This window comes from Kosakonia sp. PSU_27, from assembly GCF_039409795.1.
Classification (GTDB): Bacteria; Pseudomonadota; Gammaproteobacteria; order Enterobacterales; family Enterobacteriaceae; genus Kosakonia.
Genome location: NZ_JBCIVK010000007.1, coordinates 16,444 through 33,287, shown reverse-complemented (window position 1 = coordinate 33,287; position 16,844 = coordinate 16,444). Strand labels below are relative to the sequence as shown.

The window sequence follows — 16,844 nt, the reverse complement described above, 5'->3', positions numbered from 1 at the left end:
GTCGCGCTGCGCAACCGGGCTTGTTAGGTCACTGGCTTAAGGTGGCGACCATCACCGCTTTGATGGTGTGCATCCGGTTTTCCGCCTGATCAAACACAATACTTGCCGGTGATTCAAACACCTCGTCAGTTACTTCCATGCCGCCGTGCAGGCCAAACTCTTCTGCCATTTTTTTGCCGAGCGTGGTCTTATCGTCATGAAACGCGGGCAGGCAGTGCAGGAATTTCACCTGCGGGTTGCCGGTGAGCGACAACATTTTGCTGTTGACCTGGTAAGGCCGCAGCAGCGCGATACGCTCCGCCCATTTCTCTTTCGCTTCGCCCATCGATACCCATACATCGGTGTAAATAAAATCGGCATCTTTCACTCCGCTCGCGATATCTTCCGTCAGCAGAATGTTGCCGCCGTTTTTCACCGCCAGCGCTTTGCATTCGGCGACCAGGCTCGCGTCCGGCCAGCAGGCTTTTGGCGCGACAAGGCGCAGATCCAAACCCACCAGCGCGGCGGCTTCCAGCATCGAGTTGCCCATGTTGTTACGCGCGTCACCGGCATAAACCAGTTTCATCTGGTTAAAAGCTTTGCCCGGCAAGTGCTCGCGCATGGTCAGCAGATCGGCCAGCAACTGGGTCGGGTGAAATTCATTGGTTAAGCCGTTCCACACCGGCACGCCGGCGTATTGCGCCAGTGTTTCGACAATCTCCTGGCCATAACCGCGATACTGAATGCCGTCGTACATGCGCCCCAGCACGCGCGCGGTGTCTTTAATTGACTCTTTATGCCCGATTTGGCTGCCGCTTGGGGCGAGATATGTCACGCGAGCACCCTGATCATATGCGGCAACTTCGAAAGAGCATCGTGTGCGGGTTGAGTCTTTTTCGAAGATGAGCGCGATATTTTTCCCGGTAAGTTTCTGGACTTCCTGGCCTTTTTTCTTATCCGCTTTCAGCTGAGCGGCGAGTTGCAGCAGGGTATTGATTTCAGCAGGTGTAAAATCGAGCAGTTTCAAAAAATGCTTTTGATAAAACGCGGACATATTCCCCTCACATGGCGAAGGCCACTTATTGAATTAAAATTCAATTTATATGTATGAATATGCATTTGCAACACCGGAATATAAATCTTTTCGGCGAGGAGTGGAGGCAATGCCAGCGGTGTGTGACAATAAGTGTATCTGCCACATTGATGAGGAACGAGCCATGGCGAACCCGGAACACCTGGAAGAACAGCGCGAAGAGACGCGTTTGATTATTGAAGAACTGCTCGAAGACGGCAGCGATCCTGATGCGCTGTATACCATTGAGCATCACCTGTCGGCAGATGATTTCGAAACGCTGGAAAAAGCCGCTGTTGAAGCCTTTAAACTGGGCTACGAAGTAACAGAGCCGGAAGAGCTGGAACTGGACGAAGGTGAAGTGGTTATCTGCTGCGATGTGCTGAGCGAAAGCGCGCTGAATGCCGATTTGATCGACGCGCAAGTTGAGCAACTGCTTAACCTGGCTGAGAAATTCGATGTGGAATACGACGGTTGGGGAACCTACTACGAAGACCCGAACGGCGAAGAGGGTGACGATGACGACGAGGATTACGTCGACGAAGAAGATGACGGTGTTCGTCACTGAGTAAATATTGCGGCAGCGCTCGCTGCCGCAATGCAAGGAACCACAATGGATTACCCGCAAATACTCTCCCCGGTTTTAAACTTTCTGCACTGCCCGACACCGCAATCCTGGTTGGACAAAGCGCGCGATCCATCAATGCTGCCGCTGCTGCTTACCGATCATATGGTGTGTGAACTGAAAGCGGCGCAAACCGCCATGCTGCTGGTGCGCCGTTATGTGGCGGATAAAAGCGGGTCGGACGCGCTACTGGCGTGGCTGAAACCCTATGAAGAATTTACCTTTCGCGAAGGACCGGAGCCGGATTTTGTCGCGTTGCATAAGCAGATTGGCAAAAGTGTGATGCCGCAAACGGACGATGCCTGGGGCCAGGCGCTGATTGACAGCATGGTGCTGCTGATCAAAGAGGAGTTGCACCACTTCTGGCAGGTGCGGGAAGCGATGCTCGCCCGTAACATTCCCTACGTGAAAATTACCGCCAGCCGTTATGCGAAAGGGATGCTAAAAGAGGTTCGCACGCATGAACCGCTGACATTGGTCGATAAGTTAATCTGCGGTGCCTATATCGAAGCGCGTTCCTGCGAGCGTTTTGCTGCACTGGCGCCGTGGCTTGACGATGACTTGCAGAAATTTTACCTGTCGTTGCTGCGTTCAGAAGCGCGCCATTATCAGGATTACCTGGCGCTGGCGCAGCAGATTTCGACTACGGATATCAGCCCGCGCGTACGCCATTTCGGTGAAGTGGAAGCGGCGCTTATCTCCACACCGGATGCGGAGTTTCGTTTTCACAGCGGCGTACCGGTGTAAAACGCCGGTACGCGTTGGCCTCACAGCGTTTTCAGCATCCGCACTTCACAGTCTACGTGACCGGTGCAGCCGAGCGGGCCGTCGATATGCTCAAAACCAAGGTGCTCATAAAGCCCAATGGCATCGGTCAGAAATGCAGTGGTTTCCAGATAACAGCGGCTAAAGCCCTGCGCGCGGGCATGTTCCAGCGCCATCAGCGCCAGTTTCTTCGCCAGCCCTTGCCCACGCGCGCTGGGCAGGAAATACATTTTTTGCAGTTCGCAGATATCCGGCTCGCTACATTTCAGCGGCGCGACGCCGCCGCCGCCCACGACTTCGCCGTTTTGCTCCACCACCCAATAGGCGCAACCCGGTCGGTTATAAAGCTGATAGAGCTCATCCAGTTCGGGGTCGGCAACGGTGTAGCCTTTATCGGCAGTGAGGCCATATTCCGCAGATACCTGGCGGATCACAGATGCGATTGCTGCGTTGTCGGCGGCAGCAATCCGGCGCATTTTTACCTCTACCGGCGCGGTCACATTCATCTCTGCACTCTGTTTTCGGGGTTATAAGCTGATCCTGCTTAATACCACTACAGGGGCGTTCTGGCAAGACCAGGAATATTGGGCGCTATTTTTTTGACCGGCAGCTATTTAGACTTAATAGTGGAGATAACCATTTCGCAATATTGTTATGGTTGACTGCCTTTTTCCTGGCTTCTTTTTTTCGATAAGGATTGTTATGACTCCCGAAACTCATGGTTCCGTGGCGGTTCCCGTGCGCCGTTTTCTCTTTCAGGGCAGCGGGAAAGGCTATTTCGTGGTTTGGCTGGTTAATATTTTACTGACCTTAATAACGCTGGGGTTATATTTGCCGTGGGCGTTAGTGCGCGCGCGTCGTTATTTTTATGAGAATACTGAACTTAGCGGTGCGCGTTTTTCTTATCACGCGACCGGGCGTTCTATTTTTGTCGGCTGGCTCTGCCTGCTGGTGCTGTATGTGATTTTCTTTATTAACGTGGCCTACCAGAACGTGCTGTTACAGCTCTGTATGATGGGGCTGTTCCTGATTTTCTTCCCGTGGTTGATTACTCAGGGCCTGCGTTATCAAATGCTGATGACAGAGATTAACGGTGTGCGTTTTAATTTCTACGCCAGTCCGTTGCGTGCCTGGTGGGTGATGATGGGATGCCCGTTGCTGGTTATTATCGCCTCGGTGGTGGTGTTCTCCCTCTTTGTGACGTCTGCATTAAGTAGCGGCTCATATGGCGCTATTTCTGTGATAATTGGTATCGGTACATTGGTATTGCTGCTGGGGATTGCCATTATGCAGGGCGTATATGTTGCGCAATGGTTTGGCATGCTGATTAATAATTTGCAGTACGGCAAACTGAAATTCTCCGCTGAAATTTCAATGAAAAAATGCATCACCATTGTGGTGCTATCGATGCTGCTGTTTGTACCGTTTATTTTGCTGGTAATGGTACTGGTTATGCCGTCACTGATGACTCTGCAAGAGAATGCCTACGCAGCAGGTGGCGATCCGGAACAATTAGCGATGATGATGGGGCCGATTTACGGCAAATTGGTGCTGAGCTATTTGATCTATATTGCCGGGGCGATTGTCTGCTTCCTTTTCGCGTTTGTGAAACTGCGCGCCTATATTTACGGGCAACTTGCGCTGGAAGGGAACATTCGTTTCTCCTCGACGGTGGCGATGGGGCGTATGTTCTGGATTTCCATTACCAATATGCTGGTGTGTGGCGTCACGCTGTTCCTGGCATGGCCGTGGGCGAAAGTGCGTATGACCCGTTATTTGCTGGAAAATACCCATGTTCATGGTGACCTGGAAGCGCTGCCGCTGGAAGACCATGGTGTGCAGCCCGCAAAAGATCCGGCGAACCTGCTGGCTCGCGGTTTGTCGTTCTACCCGGCGGTACTGTAATTCGGGAAAACTTGCCGGATGGCGGTGACGCCTTATCTGGCCTGCAAAATAAAAAAGCCGGGCAGCGATACCCGGCTTTTTCTTATGCGCGGTGATTACAGCGCGGCGATAACCGCCTGCTGCTCAATCAGCTTCGCTTTCGCTTCCGCATAGCCATCCAGCTTCTCGCGCTCTTTGGCAATTACCGCTTCCGGCGCGCGCGCCACGAAACCTTCGTTGCCCAGTTTGCTTTCGATGCGGCCAATTTCCTGCTCAACTTTCGCCACTTCTTTCGCCAGACGCGCCAGCTCCGCCTCTTTGTCAATAAGACCCAGCATCGGGATCAGCAGCTCTGCGCCATCAACGATTTTGGTTACCGAAACCGGGCCTTTATCGTCGGCAGGCAGAATGGTAATGCTCTCCAGACGCGCCAGCGTTTGCAGGAAGCTCAGGTTGTCGTTCACACGGCGCTTCGCGTCCTCGCTCGCGCTACGCAGCAGCAGCTCCAGCGGTTTACCCGGTGCGATGTTCATTTCGGCGCGAATGTTACGTACCGCGATGATCGCCTGCTTCAGCCACTCGGTGTCTGCCAGCGCTTTCTCATCCACCTGCGCCGCGTCGTACTGCGGGAACGGCTGCAGCATGATGGTGTCGGCGGTAATGCCTTTCAGCACTTTCACGCGCTGCCAGATGGTTTCAGTGATAAACGGAATGATCGGATGCGCAAGGCGCAGCAGACCTTCCAGCACGGTGACCAGCGTGTTGCGGGTACCGCGCAGTTCCGCTTCAGTACCACCGTTCATTACCGGTTTGGTCAGCTCCAGATACCAGTCGCAGAACTGGTTCCAGGTGAACTCATACAGAATGCCTGCGGCGATATCGAAGCGGAAGTTATCCAGCGCCTCACGGTAGGCTTTGATGGTCTGGTTGAATTCCGCGAGGATCCAGCGGTCTGCCAGCGACAGCACCATTTCGCCGCCGTTGAAGCCGCAATCCTGATCTTCGGTGTTCATCAGTACAAAGCGGCTGGCGTTCCACAGCTTGTTACAGAAGTTACGGTAACCTTCCAGGCGCTTCATATCCCAGTTGATGTCACGACCGGTAGAAGCCAGCGCCGCGAGGGTGAAGCGCAGGGCGTCGGTGCCGTGCGGTTCAATGCCGTCCGGGAACTGTTTCTCGGTGCGCTTGCGGATTTTCTCCGCCAGCTGCGGCTGCATCATGTTACCGGTGCGTTTTTCCAGCAGATCCGCCAGCGAAATACCGTCAACCATATCCAGCGGGTCAATGACGTTGCCCTTGGATTTGGACATCTTCTGGCCTTCGTCGTCGCGGATAAGACCGGTCATATAGACCGTTTTAAACGGCACCTGCGGCTTGCCATTTTCATCTTTGATGAAGTGCATGGTCATCATGATCATGCGCGCAATCCAGAAGAAGATGATGTCGAAGCCAGAAACCATCACGCTGGTCGGGTGGAACTGGCGCAGCGCGTCGGTGTTTTCCGGCCAGCCGAGGGTCGAGAAGGTCCACAGCGCGGAGGAGAACCAGGTATCCAGCACGTCGTCGTCCTGGCGCAGGGCAACATCGGCGGCCAGATTGTTTTCCTGGCGCACTTCCTCTTCGTTGCGGCCAACATAAACGTTGCCATCGTTGTCGTACCACGCCGGAATACGGTGGCCCCACCACAACTGGCGGGAGATACACCAGTCCTGAATATCACGCATCCAGGAGAAATACATGTTTTCGTACTGTTTCGGCACAAACTGGATATCGCCGTTTTCCACCGCTTCTACCGCCGGTTTCGCCAGCACATCCGCACGGACGTACCACTGGTCGGTGAGCATCGGTTCGATAACCACGCCGCCGCGATCGCCGTACGGAACGGTCAGGTCGTGCGGTTTGATCTCTTCCAGCAGGCCAAGCGCGTCCACCGCCGCGACAATCGCTTTACGCGCGGCAAAACGCTCCAGCTTCTGGAACTCTGCCGGGATATCCGCCGGGTAAACGTCGGATTCATTGCCGTTGGTGTCGTACACTTGTGCGCTTTCACGGATATCGCCGTCAAAGGTCAGGATGTTGATCATCGGCAGCTTGTGGCGACGGCCGACTTCATAGTCGTTAAAGTCGTGCGCCGGGGTGATTTTCACGCAGCCGGTGCCTTTTTCCATGTCGGCGTGTTCGTCGCCGACAATCGGAATACGGCGGTTGACCAGCGGCAGCACCACGAATTTGCCAATCAGATCTTTGTAGCGCGGATCTTCCGGGTTCACCGCCACGCCGGTATCACCGAGCAGGGTTTCCGGACGCGTAGTGGCAACTACCAGATAATCTTTACCGTCGGCGGTTTTCGCGCCGTCAGCCAGCGGGTAGCGGATATGCCACATTGAGCCTTTCGACTCGCGGTTTTCCACTTCCAGATCGGAAATCGCCGTGCGCAGTTTCGGGTCCCAGTTCACCAGGCGTTTGCCGCGGTAAATCAGGTCTTCTTTATACAGGCGGACGAACACTTCTTTTACGGCGTTAGAAAGGCCTTCGTCCATGGTGAAGCGCTCGCGCTCCCAGTCCACGGAGTTGCCGAGACGGCGCATCTGGTTGGTGATGGTGCCGCCCGATTCTGCCTTCCACTGCCAGATTTTTTCGATAAAGGCGTCACGGCCGTAGTCGTGGCGGGTTTTACCTTCTTCCGCGGCAATTTTACGCTCCACCACCATCTGGGTCGCGATACCGGCGTGGTCGGTACCGACCTGCCACAGGGTGTTTTTGCCCTGCATGCGCTGGTAACGGATCATGGTATCCATGATGGTCTGCTGGAAGGCGTGGCCCATATGCAAACTGCCGGTGACGTTCGGCGGCGGGATCATGATGCAGAAGCTTTCCTGGCTTTCATCACCGTTCGGTTTGAAATAGCCCTGCTTTTCCCACTGCTCGTACAGCGGCTGTTCGATATCTTTGGGGTTGTATGTCTTTTCCATTATTTCCAGGTTGCCGTGTTCAGGTTGAAACCAGCCATGCGGTACGCTTTATAGCGTTCGCGCGCCAGTTGTTTCAGAGAATCTTCGTGAGGAACGAAGTCTATCACTTCTGTGAAAGCGGTGGCAAAATCTGCAAATTCCGCGCGCAGGCTGATCAAAATATCGCGCGGGCTGCTGTTGCGTTTTTGAGGCCAGGCCAGCTCCACTGGCGCACCGCCGCGAGGTCCTTCGCCTGCCAGGTTGTGCGGGACAAAGCTTTCCGCCGGGCGTGCCCACAGCGCTTCATCCAGACGAATAGCTTGTTGCTCATCGGCACAGGCGATCAGCACGCGTTTACCGTTACGCCAACGTTCTGCGGCAATTTCACACACCAGTTGTTCGACGGCGCTTAAGCCATCCTGTTGGGTATCATTGTCCAGAAGGTAGAACGTCGCATTTTTCATATATGGGGCTTTTGGTTGAGGATTTAAACGCTATTGCTGTCGGTCTTTCACGCTGCCTCTTTGTTGGCTGCGAATAGTCGGCCCATCCCCGGGCCTCGCCCTCAAGGGGCCGCTACAGGCAGCGTTCAAATCTGCTCCCGGCAGATTTGTGGCGCACCCCGGTCACATAGTTATCTATGCTGCCGGGGATTTGCTCAGTTGCCGCCGCGATGCAACGCGAAATCTATTGGGTATTGAATTCAGCATTGCTGAGGCTCCAGGCCGGATAAGGCGTAGCTGCCATCCGGCAAACACCGCTATCCGGCCTTATGAGGCTTACTCTTCGCCGTTAAACCCGGCGCGGTTCAGCAGGAACTGCGACAGCAACGCCACCGGACGACCGGTTGCGCCTTTGGCTTTACCGGAACGCCATGCAGTACCGGCGATGTCCAGGTGCGCCCAGTTATATTTACGGGCAAAGCGAGAAAGGAAGCAGCCAGCGGTGATTGCCCCGCCGGGACGGCCGCCAATGTTCGCCATATCCGCGAAGTTAGATTCCAGTTGTTCCTGATACTCATCGGCCATCGGCAAACGCCACGCGCGATCGCCCGCCTGCTCGGACGCGCCAATCAGTTCGTGCGCCAGCGGGTTGTGGTTCGACAGCAGTCCGGTGATGTGGTGGCCGAGCGCAATCACACACGCACCGGTCAATGTCGCGACATCGATTACTGCTTCCGGCTCGAAACGCTCAACGTAAGTCAGCACGTCGCACAGTACCAGACGGCCTTCGGCGTCGGTGTTCAGCACTTCTACCGTCTGGCCGGACATAGTGGTCAGCACGTCGCCCGGACGATAAGCGCGCCCGCCAGGCATGTTTTCACAGCCAGCAAGCACGCCAATTACGTTGATCGGCAGTTGCAGTTCAGCAACCATGCGCATCACGCCATACACCGCCGCCGCGCCGCACATGTCGTACTTCATCTCATCCATGCCTTCAGCAGGCTTGATGGAGATACCGCCGGAGTCAAAAGTCAGGCCTTTACCTACCAGCACGATTGGACGCGCATCTTCCGCCGGGTTGCCTTTGTATTCAATCACCGACATCAGCGATTCGTTTTGCGAACCCTGGCCGACCGCGAGGTACGAGTGCATGCCCAGCTCGCGCATCTGCTGCTCGCCAATCACGCGGGTCACCACATTTTTGCTGTAGGTGTCAGCTAACTGGCGCGCCTGAGACGCGAGGTAGCCCGCGTTACAGATATTTGGCGGCATATTGCCGAGATCTTTCGCCGCTTTGATACCGGCGGCAATCGCCAGACCGTGCTGAATGGCGCGCTCGCCGCTGGTCAGCTCGCGGCGGGTAGGCACGTTGAACACCATTTTACGCAGCGGGCGGCGCGGCTCGCTTTTGTTGGTTTTCAGCTGGTCGAAGCTGTAAAGGGTCTCTTTCGCGGTCTCAACGGCCTGGCGTACTTTCCAGTAAGTATTCCGCCCTTTTACATGCAGTTCGGTCAGGAAGCAGACGGCTTCCATTGAGCCGGTATCATTCAGCGTGTTAATGGTTTTTTGAATCACCTGCTTATACTGGCGCTCGTCCAGTTCACGCTCTTTACCACAGCCAATCAGCAAAATACGTTCGGAGAGGACATTCGGTACGTGGTGCAGCAACAACGTCTGCCCCGGCTTGCCTTCCAGTTCCCCGCGACGCAGCAGCGCACTGATGTAGCCGTCACTGATTTTATCGAGTTGCTCGGCGATCGGAGAGAGCCGGCGCGGTTCAAAGACGCCCACAACGATGCAGGCACTCCGCTGTTTCTCCGGGCTACCGCTTTTTACACTGAACTCCATGCACTACGCTCCTGAATCTTAAAGACAACGGCGGCGGCTACGGATAGAATTGCAAGCTTTCGTAACTCGTGTCCGCTGTTGCGGTGACTTCGTGTTAATCTTAATGTTACTTCGGTTTCGGCACGTCAAAATCGGGTCTTACGCGCGTATCCGCTGAGTATATTAATCTTAGCGATCATTTCGACGACTCAAGAGAATAAATGACGTTTAAGCCATGAAACAAGCTATTTTCCAGCAAAAACACTGGTTTTTACGGGCGTATTTAAAGTGATAATCATAAGATATCTGGTACGGGAGACGCTAAAAAGCCAGCTTGCGATCCTATTCATCCTGCTTCTGATTTTCTTTTGTCAGAAACTGGTCAGGATTTTAGGCGCAGCCGCTGATGGCGAAATCCCGACGAACCTCGTGCTCTCACTGCTGGGGCTGGGCGTGCCGGAAATGGCGCAGCTTATCCTGCCGTTGAGTCTGTTCCTCGGTCTGTTGATGACGCTGGGCAAACTTTATACCGAAAGTGAAATCACCGTGATGCACGCCTGCGGCCTGAGCCGCGCGGTATTGGTGAAAGCGGCGATGATCCTCGCGTTATTCACCGGCATTGTCGCTGCGGTCAACGTTATGTGGGCGGGCCCGTGGTCTTCCCGCCATCAGGATCAGGTGCTTGCCGACGCGAAAGCGAACCCCGGCATGGCGGCGCTGGCACAAGGGCAATTCCAGCAGGCGACGGATGGCAATTCGGTGCTGTTTATCGAAGGCGTTGAGGGCAAAAACTTCAAGAATGTCTTCCTGGCGCAGATTCGTACTAAAGGTTCCGCCCGTCCATCAGTCGTCGTGGCGGATTCTGGACATCTCTCGCAGCATAAAGATGGCTCTCAGGTGGTGACGCTCAATACCGGTACTCGTTTTGAAGGCACCGCCATGCTGCGCGATTTCCGCATCACTGATTTCCAGAACTATCAGGCGATTATTGGTCACCAGGCGGTGGCGCTCGATCCGTCAGATACCGAGCAGATGGACATGCGCACGCTATTCAAAACCGATACGCCGCGCGCGCGCGCCGAACTGCACTGGCGCTTAACGCTGGTGTTTACGGTCGTTATGATGGCGCTGATGGTGGTGCCGCTGAGCGTGGTCAACCCGCGTCAGGGCCGCGTACTGTCGATGCTCCCCGCCATGCTGCTTTATCTGGTCTTCTTCCTGCTGCAAACCACGCTGCGCTCGAACGGTGCGAAAGGCAAACTCGATCCGTTGGTGTGGATGTGGCTGGTAAACCTGGCCTATTTAGCGCTGGCTGTGGTGCTGAACTTGTGGGATACGGTGCCAATGCGCCGGGTTCGCGCCCGTTTTACGCGTAAAGGAGCGCTATAATGCAGGCTTTTGGCGTACTTGACCGCTATATCGGTAAAACCATTTTCACCACCATCATGATGACGCTGTTCATGCTGGTGTCGCTCTCCGGCATTATCAAGTTTGTCGATCAGCTGAAAAAAGCAGGCCAGGGGAGCTATGACGCGCTGGGCGCCGGGATGTACACCATTCTCAGCATCCCGAAAGATATTCAGATCTTCTTCCCGATGGCGGCGCTGCTTGGCGCGCTGTTAGGGCTGGGCATGCTGGCGCAGCGCAGTGAGCTGGTGGTCATGCAGGCTTCCGGCTACACCCGCATGCAGGTGGCGCTGTCGGTAATGAAAACCGCTATTCCGCTGGTGCTGCTGACCATGGCGATTGGCGAGTGGGTCGCGCCGCAGGGTGAGCAAATGGCGCGTAACCAGCGTGCGCAGTCGATGTATGGCGGCTCGCTGCTCTCCACGCAGTCAGGTTTGTGGGCGAAAGATGGTAATAACTTTATCTATATTGAGCGTGTAAAAGGCGACGATGAACTCGGCGGCGTGAGCATTTATGCCTTCAATAAAGAGCGTCGTTTGCAGTCGGTGCGTTATGCCGCGTCGGCGAAGTTCGATCCGCAGGAGAAACTCTGGCGACTGTCGCAGGTTGATGAATCTAATCTGACGGACCCGAAACAAGTTACCGGTGCGCAAACCGTGAGCGGCACCTGGAAAACGAACCTGACGCCGGACAAACTTGGCGTGGTGGCGCTGGATCCGGACGCGCTCTCGATCAGCGGTTTGCACAACTACGTGAAGTACCTCAAATCGAGTGGCCAGGATTCCGGGCGCTACCAGCTCAATATGTGGAGCAAAATCTTCCAGCCGCTGTCCGTGGCGGTGATGATGCTGATGGCGCTGTCGTTTATCTTCGGGCCGCTGCGTAGCGTGGCGATGGGCGTACGTGTTGTCACCGGTATTAGTTTCGGCTTTGTCTTCTACGTGCTGGATCAGATTTTCGGCCCGTTGACGCTGGTGTACGGCATTCCGCCGGTCGTCGGCGCGCTGTTGCCGAGCGCCAGCTTTTTCCTCATTAGTCTGTGGCTGATGACGCGTAAAAGCTAGTGGATACCTGAAAAGAGAGGCTGAGGCCTCTCTTCTTTTTTCTGCAAGGAGCACCGCATGTTGATACGCGCAGCAACGCATCTTTCAGCCATGATCGTCTCTTGTTTGTTGAGTGCGCTGGTTACCATAGCAATGCTTGGCGCGCAGTGGGCGCTTTCCATGCTCTGCGATAGTGCGGTGCTGGTACTTGAACTGCTGGTGGCCATTATTGCGCTGAGCCTGGTACGCTGGCTGATCCAGCGAGCGGATGCGCTGGCGCAGCAGGTTGGCACCGTGCGACGCGGTTCGCCGCAAGAGTCACAGGCAGACCGGGTGCTCGCCCGTTTTAGCGCGGCGGAAAACACGCTGAGCAGTCTGTGGGTCGTTTTTTCACTTCCGGCCATCGCCGGGTTCTTTCTGCTGGATTCGCATATTGCCAGGTATCTGCACGCTGCGTTGCTGGTACTGGCGATTATCGGCGCGATTGTGCTGGGCAACCGTCTCGACACGCTGCGCAACCTGCGCGGTTACGCGGTGGATTTTGGTCGCAAAGCACCGTAAAACCCATTCAGTAAAATCTGTTCTTTACCCCGTCCCGCACCGCGCGGGCTATGCTTGAGGAACGATTCACAACTTTTTGGAATATTATGTCCAGATTCTTTTTCAATGACCGCAAACAGCTGGTCAATGATGCCATTGAAGGTTTGGTAATTTCTGCACCACACGGCAACCTCGTTCGACTTGATATCGATCCCGCTATTCGTATTGTGGCCCGCGCCGACTGGGATAAAAGCCGCGTCGCGGTGATTTCCGGCGGTGGTTCCGGGCATGAACCGGCGCATGCCGGTTTTGTCGGCAAAGGGATGCTCACCGCCGCCGTCTGTGGTGATGTCTTCGCTTCGCCAAGCGTGGATGCGGTGCTGAACGCGATTGTGGCAGTCACCGGCGATCGCGGCTGTCTGCTGATCGTGAAGAATTACACCGGCGACCGGCTGAACTTCGGCCTCGCGGCAGAGAAAGCCAAGCGCTACGGCCTGAAGGTGGAAATGGTGATTGTCGCAGACGACATCGCCCTGCCGGACAACAAGCAGCCGCGCGGCATCGCCGGTACAGCGCTGGTGCATAAGATTGCGGGTCATGCTGCGGAACACGGTAAGTCGCTGAGCGAAGTGCGCGATATCGCTCAGCAGGCCTGCGACAACGTTTTCAGCCTCGGGCTGGCGATGGAGACCTGCAACCTGCCGGGCGGCGATAGTGAAGAGGGGCGCATTCAGCACGGGAAAGTCGAGCTGGGGCTGGGGATCCACGGCGAACCTGGCGCGACCACTGTTGATACGCACAACAGCAAGGAGCTTATCGATACGCTGGTTAAACCGCTAAAAGCGGCGGTAGGTGACGATCGGATGGCGGTGCTGATTAACAACCTCGGCGGCGTCTCGGCGCTGGAAATGGCGCTGCTGACTAAAGAACTGGCGCACTCAACCTTTAAAGAGCAAATCGCCTATCTGATTGGCCCCGCGCCGCTGGTCAGTTCACTGGATATGAAAGGGTTTTCGCTATCCGTCTTGCGCCTGAATGACACTTTCGAGCAGGCGATTTGCGCTGATGTGCAGACCGTAGGCTGGCAGAAACCGGTGCCATTCGCGCCGATGAAAACCCAGCCACACAGTGCGGTGTATGACGGACTGGAGATTGAACCATCCGACAACCCGCAGGTGAAAGCGCTGGTCAGTACGGCGGTGAATACATTGATTGGCCTGGAAAATCGGCTTAACGCGCTGGATGCGAAAGTGGGCGATGGCGATACTGGTTCCACCTTTGCTGAAGGGGCGCGGGAAATCAAACAGTTGCTGGAGCAGAATGCTCTGCCGTTGAACAACACCTCGCAACTGCTGCAACTGGTTGGCGAGCGGCTGGCGACAGTGATGGGCGGTTCCAGCGGCGTACTGATGTCGATTTTCTTCACCGCCGCAGGTCAGGCCGTACACAACGGTACGCCGTTGCCGGCAGCGTTACTGCTGGGTCTGAAGCAGATGAAACATTACGGCGGTGCGGATCTCGGCGATCGGACGCTGATCGACGCGCTGCAACCGGCGCTTGAAGCGCTACGCGATAGCGGGCTGGATGCCGCGGTCGCTGCGGCTAAAACTGGTGCGGACAGCACGGCGACAATGCAAAAAGCGGGTGCCGGGCGCTCATCGTATGTGAACAGCGAAAATCTCGACGGGGTAACCGATCCGGGGGCTGTCGCGATTGCGGAAGTGTTTGCTGCTATTGCGAAATAAAAAAAGCCCGGCCATAGCGCCGGGCTTTTTCACATCAGAAATCCGCTTTTAACACCACGCGGTAACGGGCTTTGCCGTCGCGCACGTGCTGCAACGCTTCGTTAATCTGCGACATCGGGAACATCTCCGTCGTCGGTGCCACTTTCGCGCGTCCGGCGAATTTCATCAGCTTACGCAGTTCATACGGTGTGCCGGTTGCGGAGCCGGAAACGCTGCGATCGCCTGCGATCAGCGTAAAGGCCGGGACTTCGAGCGGCTTCAGCACCGCGCCAACGGTGTGAAAATGCCCGCCGTGGGTGAGTGCCTCAAAGTAGGGCTGCCAGTTCAGATCAACGTTTACCGTGTTGATGATCAGATCGTACTGACCCGCCAGCGCTTTTAGCGCATCCGCATCGCGGCTGTTCACCACGTAATCGGCCCCCATAATACGCACTTCTGCCTCTTTCGCCGGGTTCGAGCTAAACGCCGTTACTTCGCAGCCCATCGCGTGCAGCAGTTTAATAGCGATATGGCCCAGCCCGCCGATACCGATCACGCCAACGCGGCTGGTGGCGGTGATGTTGTGCATCAGCAGCGGTTTAAACACGGTAATGCCGCCACATAACAGTGGGCCGGCGGTTTCGATATCAATGCTGTCCGGCAGCGGGATCACCCATTGCCAGTCGGCGCGCAGTTTATCGGCAAAACCACCGCGGTTGAGAATGGTTGGCACCGCGCCTTCCTGGCAGTTGATCTGATTGCCATCAATACAGGCATCACAGTGCCCACAACTGCGCGCCGTCCAGCCGATGCCCACGCGTTGTCCGATTTTCAGACCTTTATTTTGTGCTGCGCTGCCCAGATCCACCACGCGGCCAATCACTTCATGTCCGGCGACCAGCGGATACTGGGAGAAGCCCCATTCGTTATCGATCATCGAGAGATCCGAATGGCAGATCCCGCAGTAATCCACCTGCACTTCCACATCTTCCGCCGCCAGTGGGCCAGCGTCATACTCCTGCAGCTCCAGGGCGGCACCAGCCTGCGGTGCGGCGTAACTTTTAATGATGCTCATCACGGATTCCTTTGATTTAGAGGGAGACGCATGAAGTGTAGGGCATCGGCAGGCTCTGCGGCAGCTTGCGGGTGTATATACCGCCCGTTTCGTTAATGTATGGCGGTGTATGGCACGCCGCAGGCCGCTATTTTCGGATTTTCCATACGGCTATTTTGGCGCGGTGACTTTGCAACACGATGTGTCCGAACCATCCTCAAAAGGTGCTGTACCCACCCACAAACCCGGAGCAACCACCATGGTGAATCAACCGCAAAGTACAGGCGCTGGCGGCCTGGCGCTAATTAAATCTTTTGAAGGGCTTAGGCTGGAAAAATACAAAGATGCCGTGGGTAAGTGGACCATTGGCTACGGACATTTGATCTTACCGAATGAAAACTTCTCCCACCCGATTACCGAAGCCGAGGCCGAAGCGCTCCTGCGTACCGATCTGCTGATGACCGAGCGTGGGGTACACAAAGCCGTGACGGTGGATCTCAATCAGAACCAGTTTGATGCGCTGGTGGCATTTACCTTTAACCTTGGCGCAGGCAATTTGCAGAGCTCGACGCTGCTTAAACTGCTCAACCAGGGGGAGTACGCGCAGGCGGCAGATCAGTTTCTGCGCTGGAACAAAGCGGGCGGTAAAGTGCTGGCCGGGCTGACAAGGCGGCGTGAAGCCGAGCGCGCGCTGTTTTTAAAACCTGTTTAACCGGGCACGTGTCTTAGGCCATTTTCCCCGTTTTTTACCGCCATCCAGCCAATATTTTCAGCCTCTTCGCTCTATTACTGTGGGTTTGCGGATTCGCAACGCGATGTTTTCGTATAACCCACAGGAGTATGCATTATGGATTCACAATTTATTGGATCGGTCATTAATGCACTGCCGCTGGAGCACATGATTGGCGGCCCACTGCAGGCAATGATCAAAGCGCAGGTGCAGGCGAGTAAAGCGTACGCCGACTTCCTGCTCTCGGTGTGTATCAAGGACGGTAAGGCGGAGTCGGTGCAGTTTGACTACGACGAAACCGTGGTGGATGACAAGGGCGTTATCCAGGGCGTGGTGAAAAAGACCATGCGCATCCCGCTGCTGGCGGCCATTTCCCACCCTAACATCAGCATCGAAGAGGGCACCATCGACTTCGAGCTGGAAGTCTCCCAGAGCGAAGCCAGCAGCAGCCAGACCGAAGCGGAAGCCTCGCTGGAAGCGTCTGTTGGCTGGGGGCCGTTCAGCGTGAAAATCACCGGTCGCGTCTCGCACAAAGCCCAGCAAACCCGCTCCAGCGATACCCGCGCGAAGTACAGCATCCATACCCAGGTTAAACGTCAGCCACCGCCGGAAGCTCTGATGCGCGTGATTGATTTCCTGACGGATGCCGCAACACGCCCGGCTATCCTGCCGTCAGAGGCGAAAAAGCTGGAATCGAAACAGCTTGATGCCTACCCCGAAACGCCTGCCACAGCGGAAAAAGCGCCGGCGTAATTCTCGCTATCTCCACCCTGAGGCTGCCTGGCAGCCTCATTTCTCAC

The 16,844-nt window shown here is 55.7% G+C and carries 16 protein-coding genes; 10 read left to right on the top strand and 6 right to left on the bottom strand.

Going from position 1 to position 16,844, the window contains the following annotated elements; translation table 11 throughout:
- Nucleotides 1–28: 28 nt before the first annotated feature.
- The gene (gene argF, locus AAIG26_RS18060; protein WP_020456314.1) at nt 29–1,033 is read right to left on the bottom strand and encodes an ornithine carbamoyltransferase; all 1,005 of its coding nucleotides are present in this window, start codon (nt 1,031–1,033) and stop codon (nt 29–31) included.
- Between the two features lie 163 nt (nt 1,034–1,196).
- Here argF and rraB point away from each other — a divergent pair, with 163 nt between their 5' ends.
- On the top strand, nt 1,197–1,619 hold the full coding sequence (gene rraB / locus AAIG26_RS18055; protein WP_017459078.1) for a ribonuclease E inhibitor RraB: 423 nt from the start codon (nt 1,197–1,199) through the stop codon (nt 1,617–1,619).
- Nucleotides 1,620–1,664: 45 nt separating this feature from the next.
- A complete protein-coding gene (gene miaE, locus AAIG26_RS18050; RefSeq protein WP_017459077.1) occupies nt 1,665–2,423 on the top strand; it encodes a tRNA isopentenyl-2-thiomethyl-A-37 hydroxylase MiaE in 759 nt (252 codons plus the stop codon).
- Nucleotides 2,424–2,443: 20 nt separating this feature from the next.
- On the opposite strand, the gene AAIG26_RS18045 is transcribed toward miaE, so the two are convergent.
- Complete coding sequence (locus AAIG26_RS18045) at nt 2,444–2,947, bottom strand: GNAT family N-acetyltransferase (protein ID WP_020456315.1); 504 nt, start codon at nt 2,945–2,947, stop codon at nt 2,444–2,446.
- Nucleotides 2,948–3,143: 196 nt separating this feature from the next.
- On the opposite strand from AAIG26_RS18045, the gene AAIG26_RS18040 reads away from it, so the two are divergent.
- Complete coding sequence (locus AAIG26_RS18040) at nt 3,144–4,346, top strand: DUF898 family protein (protein WP_343181157.1); 1,203 nt, start codon at nt 3,144–3,146, stop codon at nt 4,344–4,346.
- 95 nt (nt 4,347–4,441) lie between these two features.
- On the opposite strand, the gene AAIG26_RS18035 is transcribed toward AAIG26_RS18040, so the two are convergent.
- The 3 genes from AAIG26_RS18035 to pepA all read right to left on the bottom strand — a co-directional run bounded on the left by AAIG26_RS18035 (nt 4,442) and on the right by pepA (nt 9,567).
- A complete protein-coding gene (locus AAIG26_RS18035; protein WP_343181156.1) occupies nt 4,442–7,297 on the bottom strand; it encodes a valine--tRNA ligase in 2,856 nt (951 codons plus the stop codon).
- Complete coding sequence (gene holC, locus AAIG26_RS18030) at nt 7,297–7,740, bottom strand: DNA polymerase III subunit chi (protein ID WP_020456318.1); 444 nt, start codon at nt 7,738–7,740, stop codon at nt 7,297–7,299. Before holC ends, AAIG26_RS18035 begins: the two co-directional genes overlap by 1 nt.
- 315 nt (nt 7,741–8,055) lie before the next feature.
- A complete protein-coding gene (pepA, locus tag AAIG26_RS18025; protein WP_017459072.1) occupies nt 8,056–9,567 on the bottom strand; it encodes a leucyl aminopeptidase in 1,512 nt (503 codons plus the stop codon).
- A 153-nt stretch (nt 9,568–9,720) separates the two neighbouring features.
- Between pepA and AAIG26_RS18020 the strand changes: the two genes are divergently transcribed.
- The 5 genes from AAIG26_RS18020 (at nt 9,721) to AAIG26_RS18000 (ending at nt 14,281) form a co-directional block, all read left to right on the top strand.
- A complete protein-coding gene (locus tag AAIG26_RS18020; protein WP_216848985.1) occupies nt 9,721–9,771 on the top strand; it encodes a hypothetical protein in 51 nt (16 codons plus the stop codon).
- A 63-nt stretch (nt 9,772–9,834) separates the two neighbouring features.
- Nucleotides 9,835–10,935 (top strand): LPS export ABC transporter permease LptF, encoded by a 1,101-nt coding sequence (gene lptF, locus AAIG26_RS18015; protein WP_020456319.1) that lies wholly within the window; start codon nt 9,835–9,837, stop codon nt 10,933–10,935.
- Nucleotides 10,935–12,017 carry an LPS export ABC transporter permease LptG gene (gene lptG / locus AAIG26_RS18010; RefSeq protein WP_017459070.1) on the top strand — a complete coding sequence of 361 codons (1,083 nt, stop codon included), beginning with the start codon at nt 10,935–10,937 and terminating at the stop codon, nt 12,015–12,017. The genes lptF and lptG overlap by 1 nt, the downstream gene beginning before the upstream one ends.
- A 57-nt stretch (nt 12,018–12,074) precedes the next feature.
- Nucleotides 12,075–12,557 carry a hypothetical protein gene (locus tag AAIG26_RS18005; RefSeq protein WP_343181155.1) on the top strand — a complete coding sequence of 161 codons (483 nt, stop codon included), beginning with the start codon at nt 12,075–12,077 and terminating at the stop codon, nt 12,555–12,557.
- Nucleotides 12,558–12,643: 86 nt separating this feature from the next.
- Nucleotides 12,644–14,281, top strand: a complete 1,638-nt coding sequence (locus tag AAIG26_RS18000) for a dihydroxyacetone kinase subunit DhaK (protein ID WP_343181154.1) — start codon at nt 12,644–12,646, stop codon at nt 14,279–14,281.
- Between the two features lie 34 nt (nt 14,282–14,315).
- Here AAIG26_RS18000 and AAIG26_RS17995 read toward each other — a convergent pair whose 3' ends face one another.
- The gene (locus AAIG26_RS17995) at nt 14,316–15,335 is read right to left on the bottom strand and encodes an NAD(P)-dependent alcohol dehydrogenase (protein WP_020456322.1); all 1,020 of its coding nucleotides are present in this window, start codon (nt 15,333–15,335) and stop codon (nt 14,316–14,318) included.
- 238 nt (nt 15,336–15,573) lie between these two features.
- Here AAIG26_RS17995 and AAIG26_RS17990 point away from each other — a divergent pair, with 238 nt between their 5' ends.
- Nucleotides 15,574–16,026, top strand: a complete 453-nt coding sequence (locus AAIG26_RS17990) for a lysozyme (RefSeq protein ID WP_020456323.1) — start codon at nt 15,574–15,576, stop codon at nt 16,024–16,026.
- 135 nt (nt 16,027–16,161) lie between these two features.
- Complete coding sequence (locus AAIG26_RS17985; protein ID WP_045513580.1) at nt 16,162–16,797, top strand: DUF2589 domain-containing protein; 636 nt, start codon at nt 16,162–16,164, stop codon at nt 16,795–16,797.
- Nucleotides 16,798–16,844 lie beyond the last annotated feature (47 nt).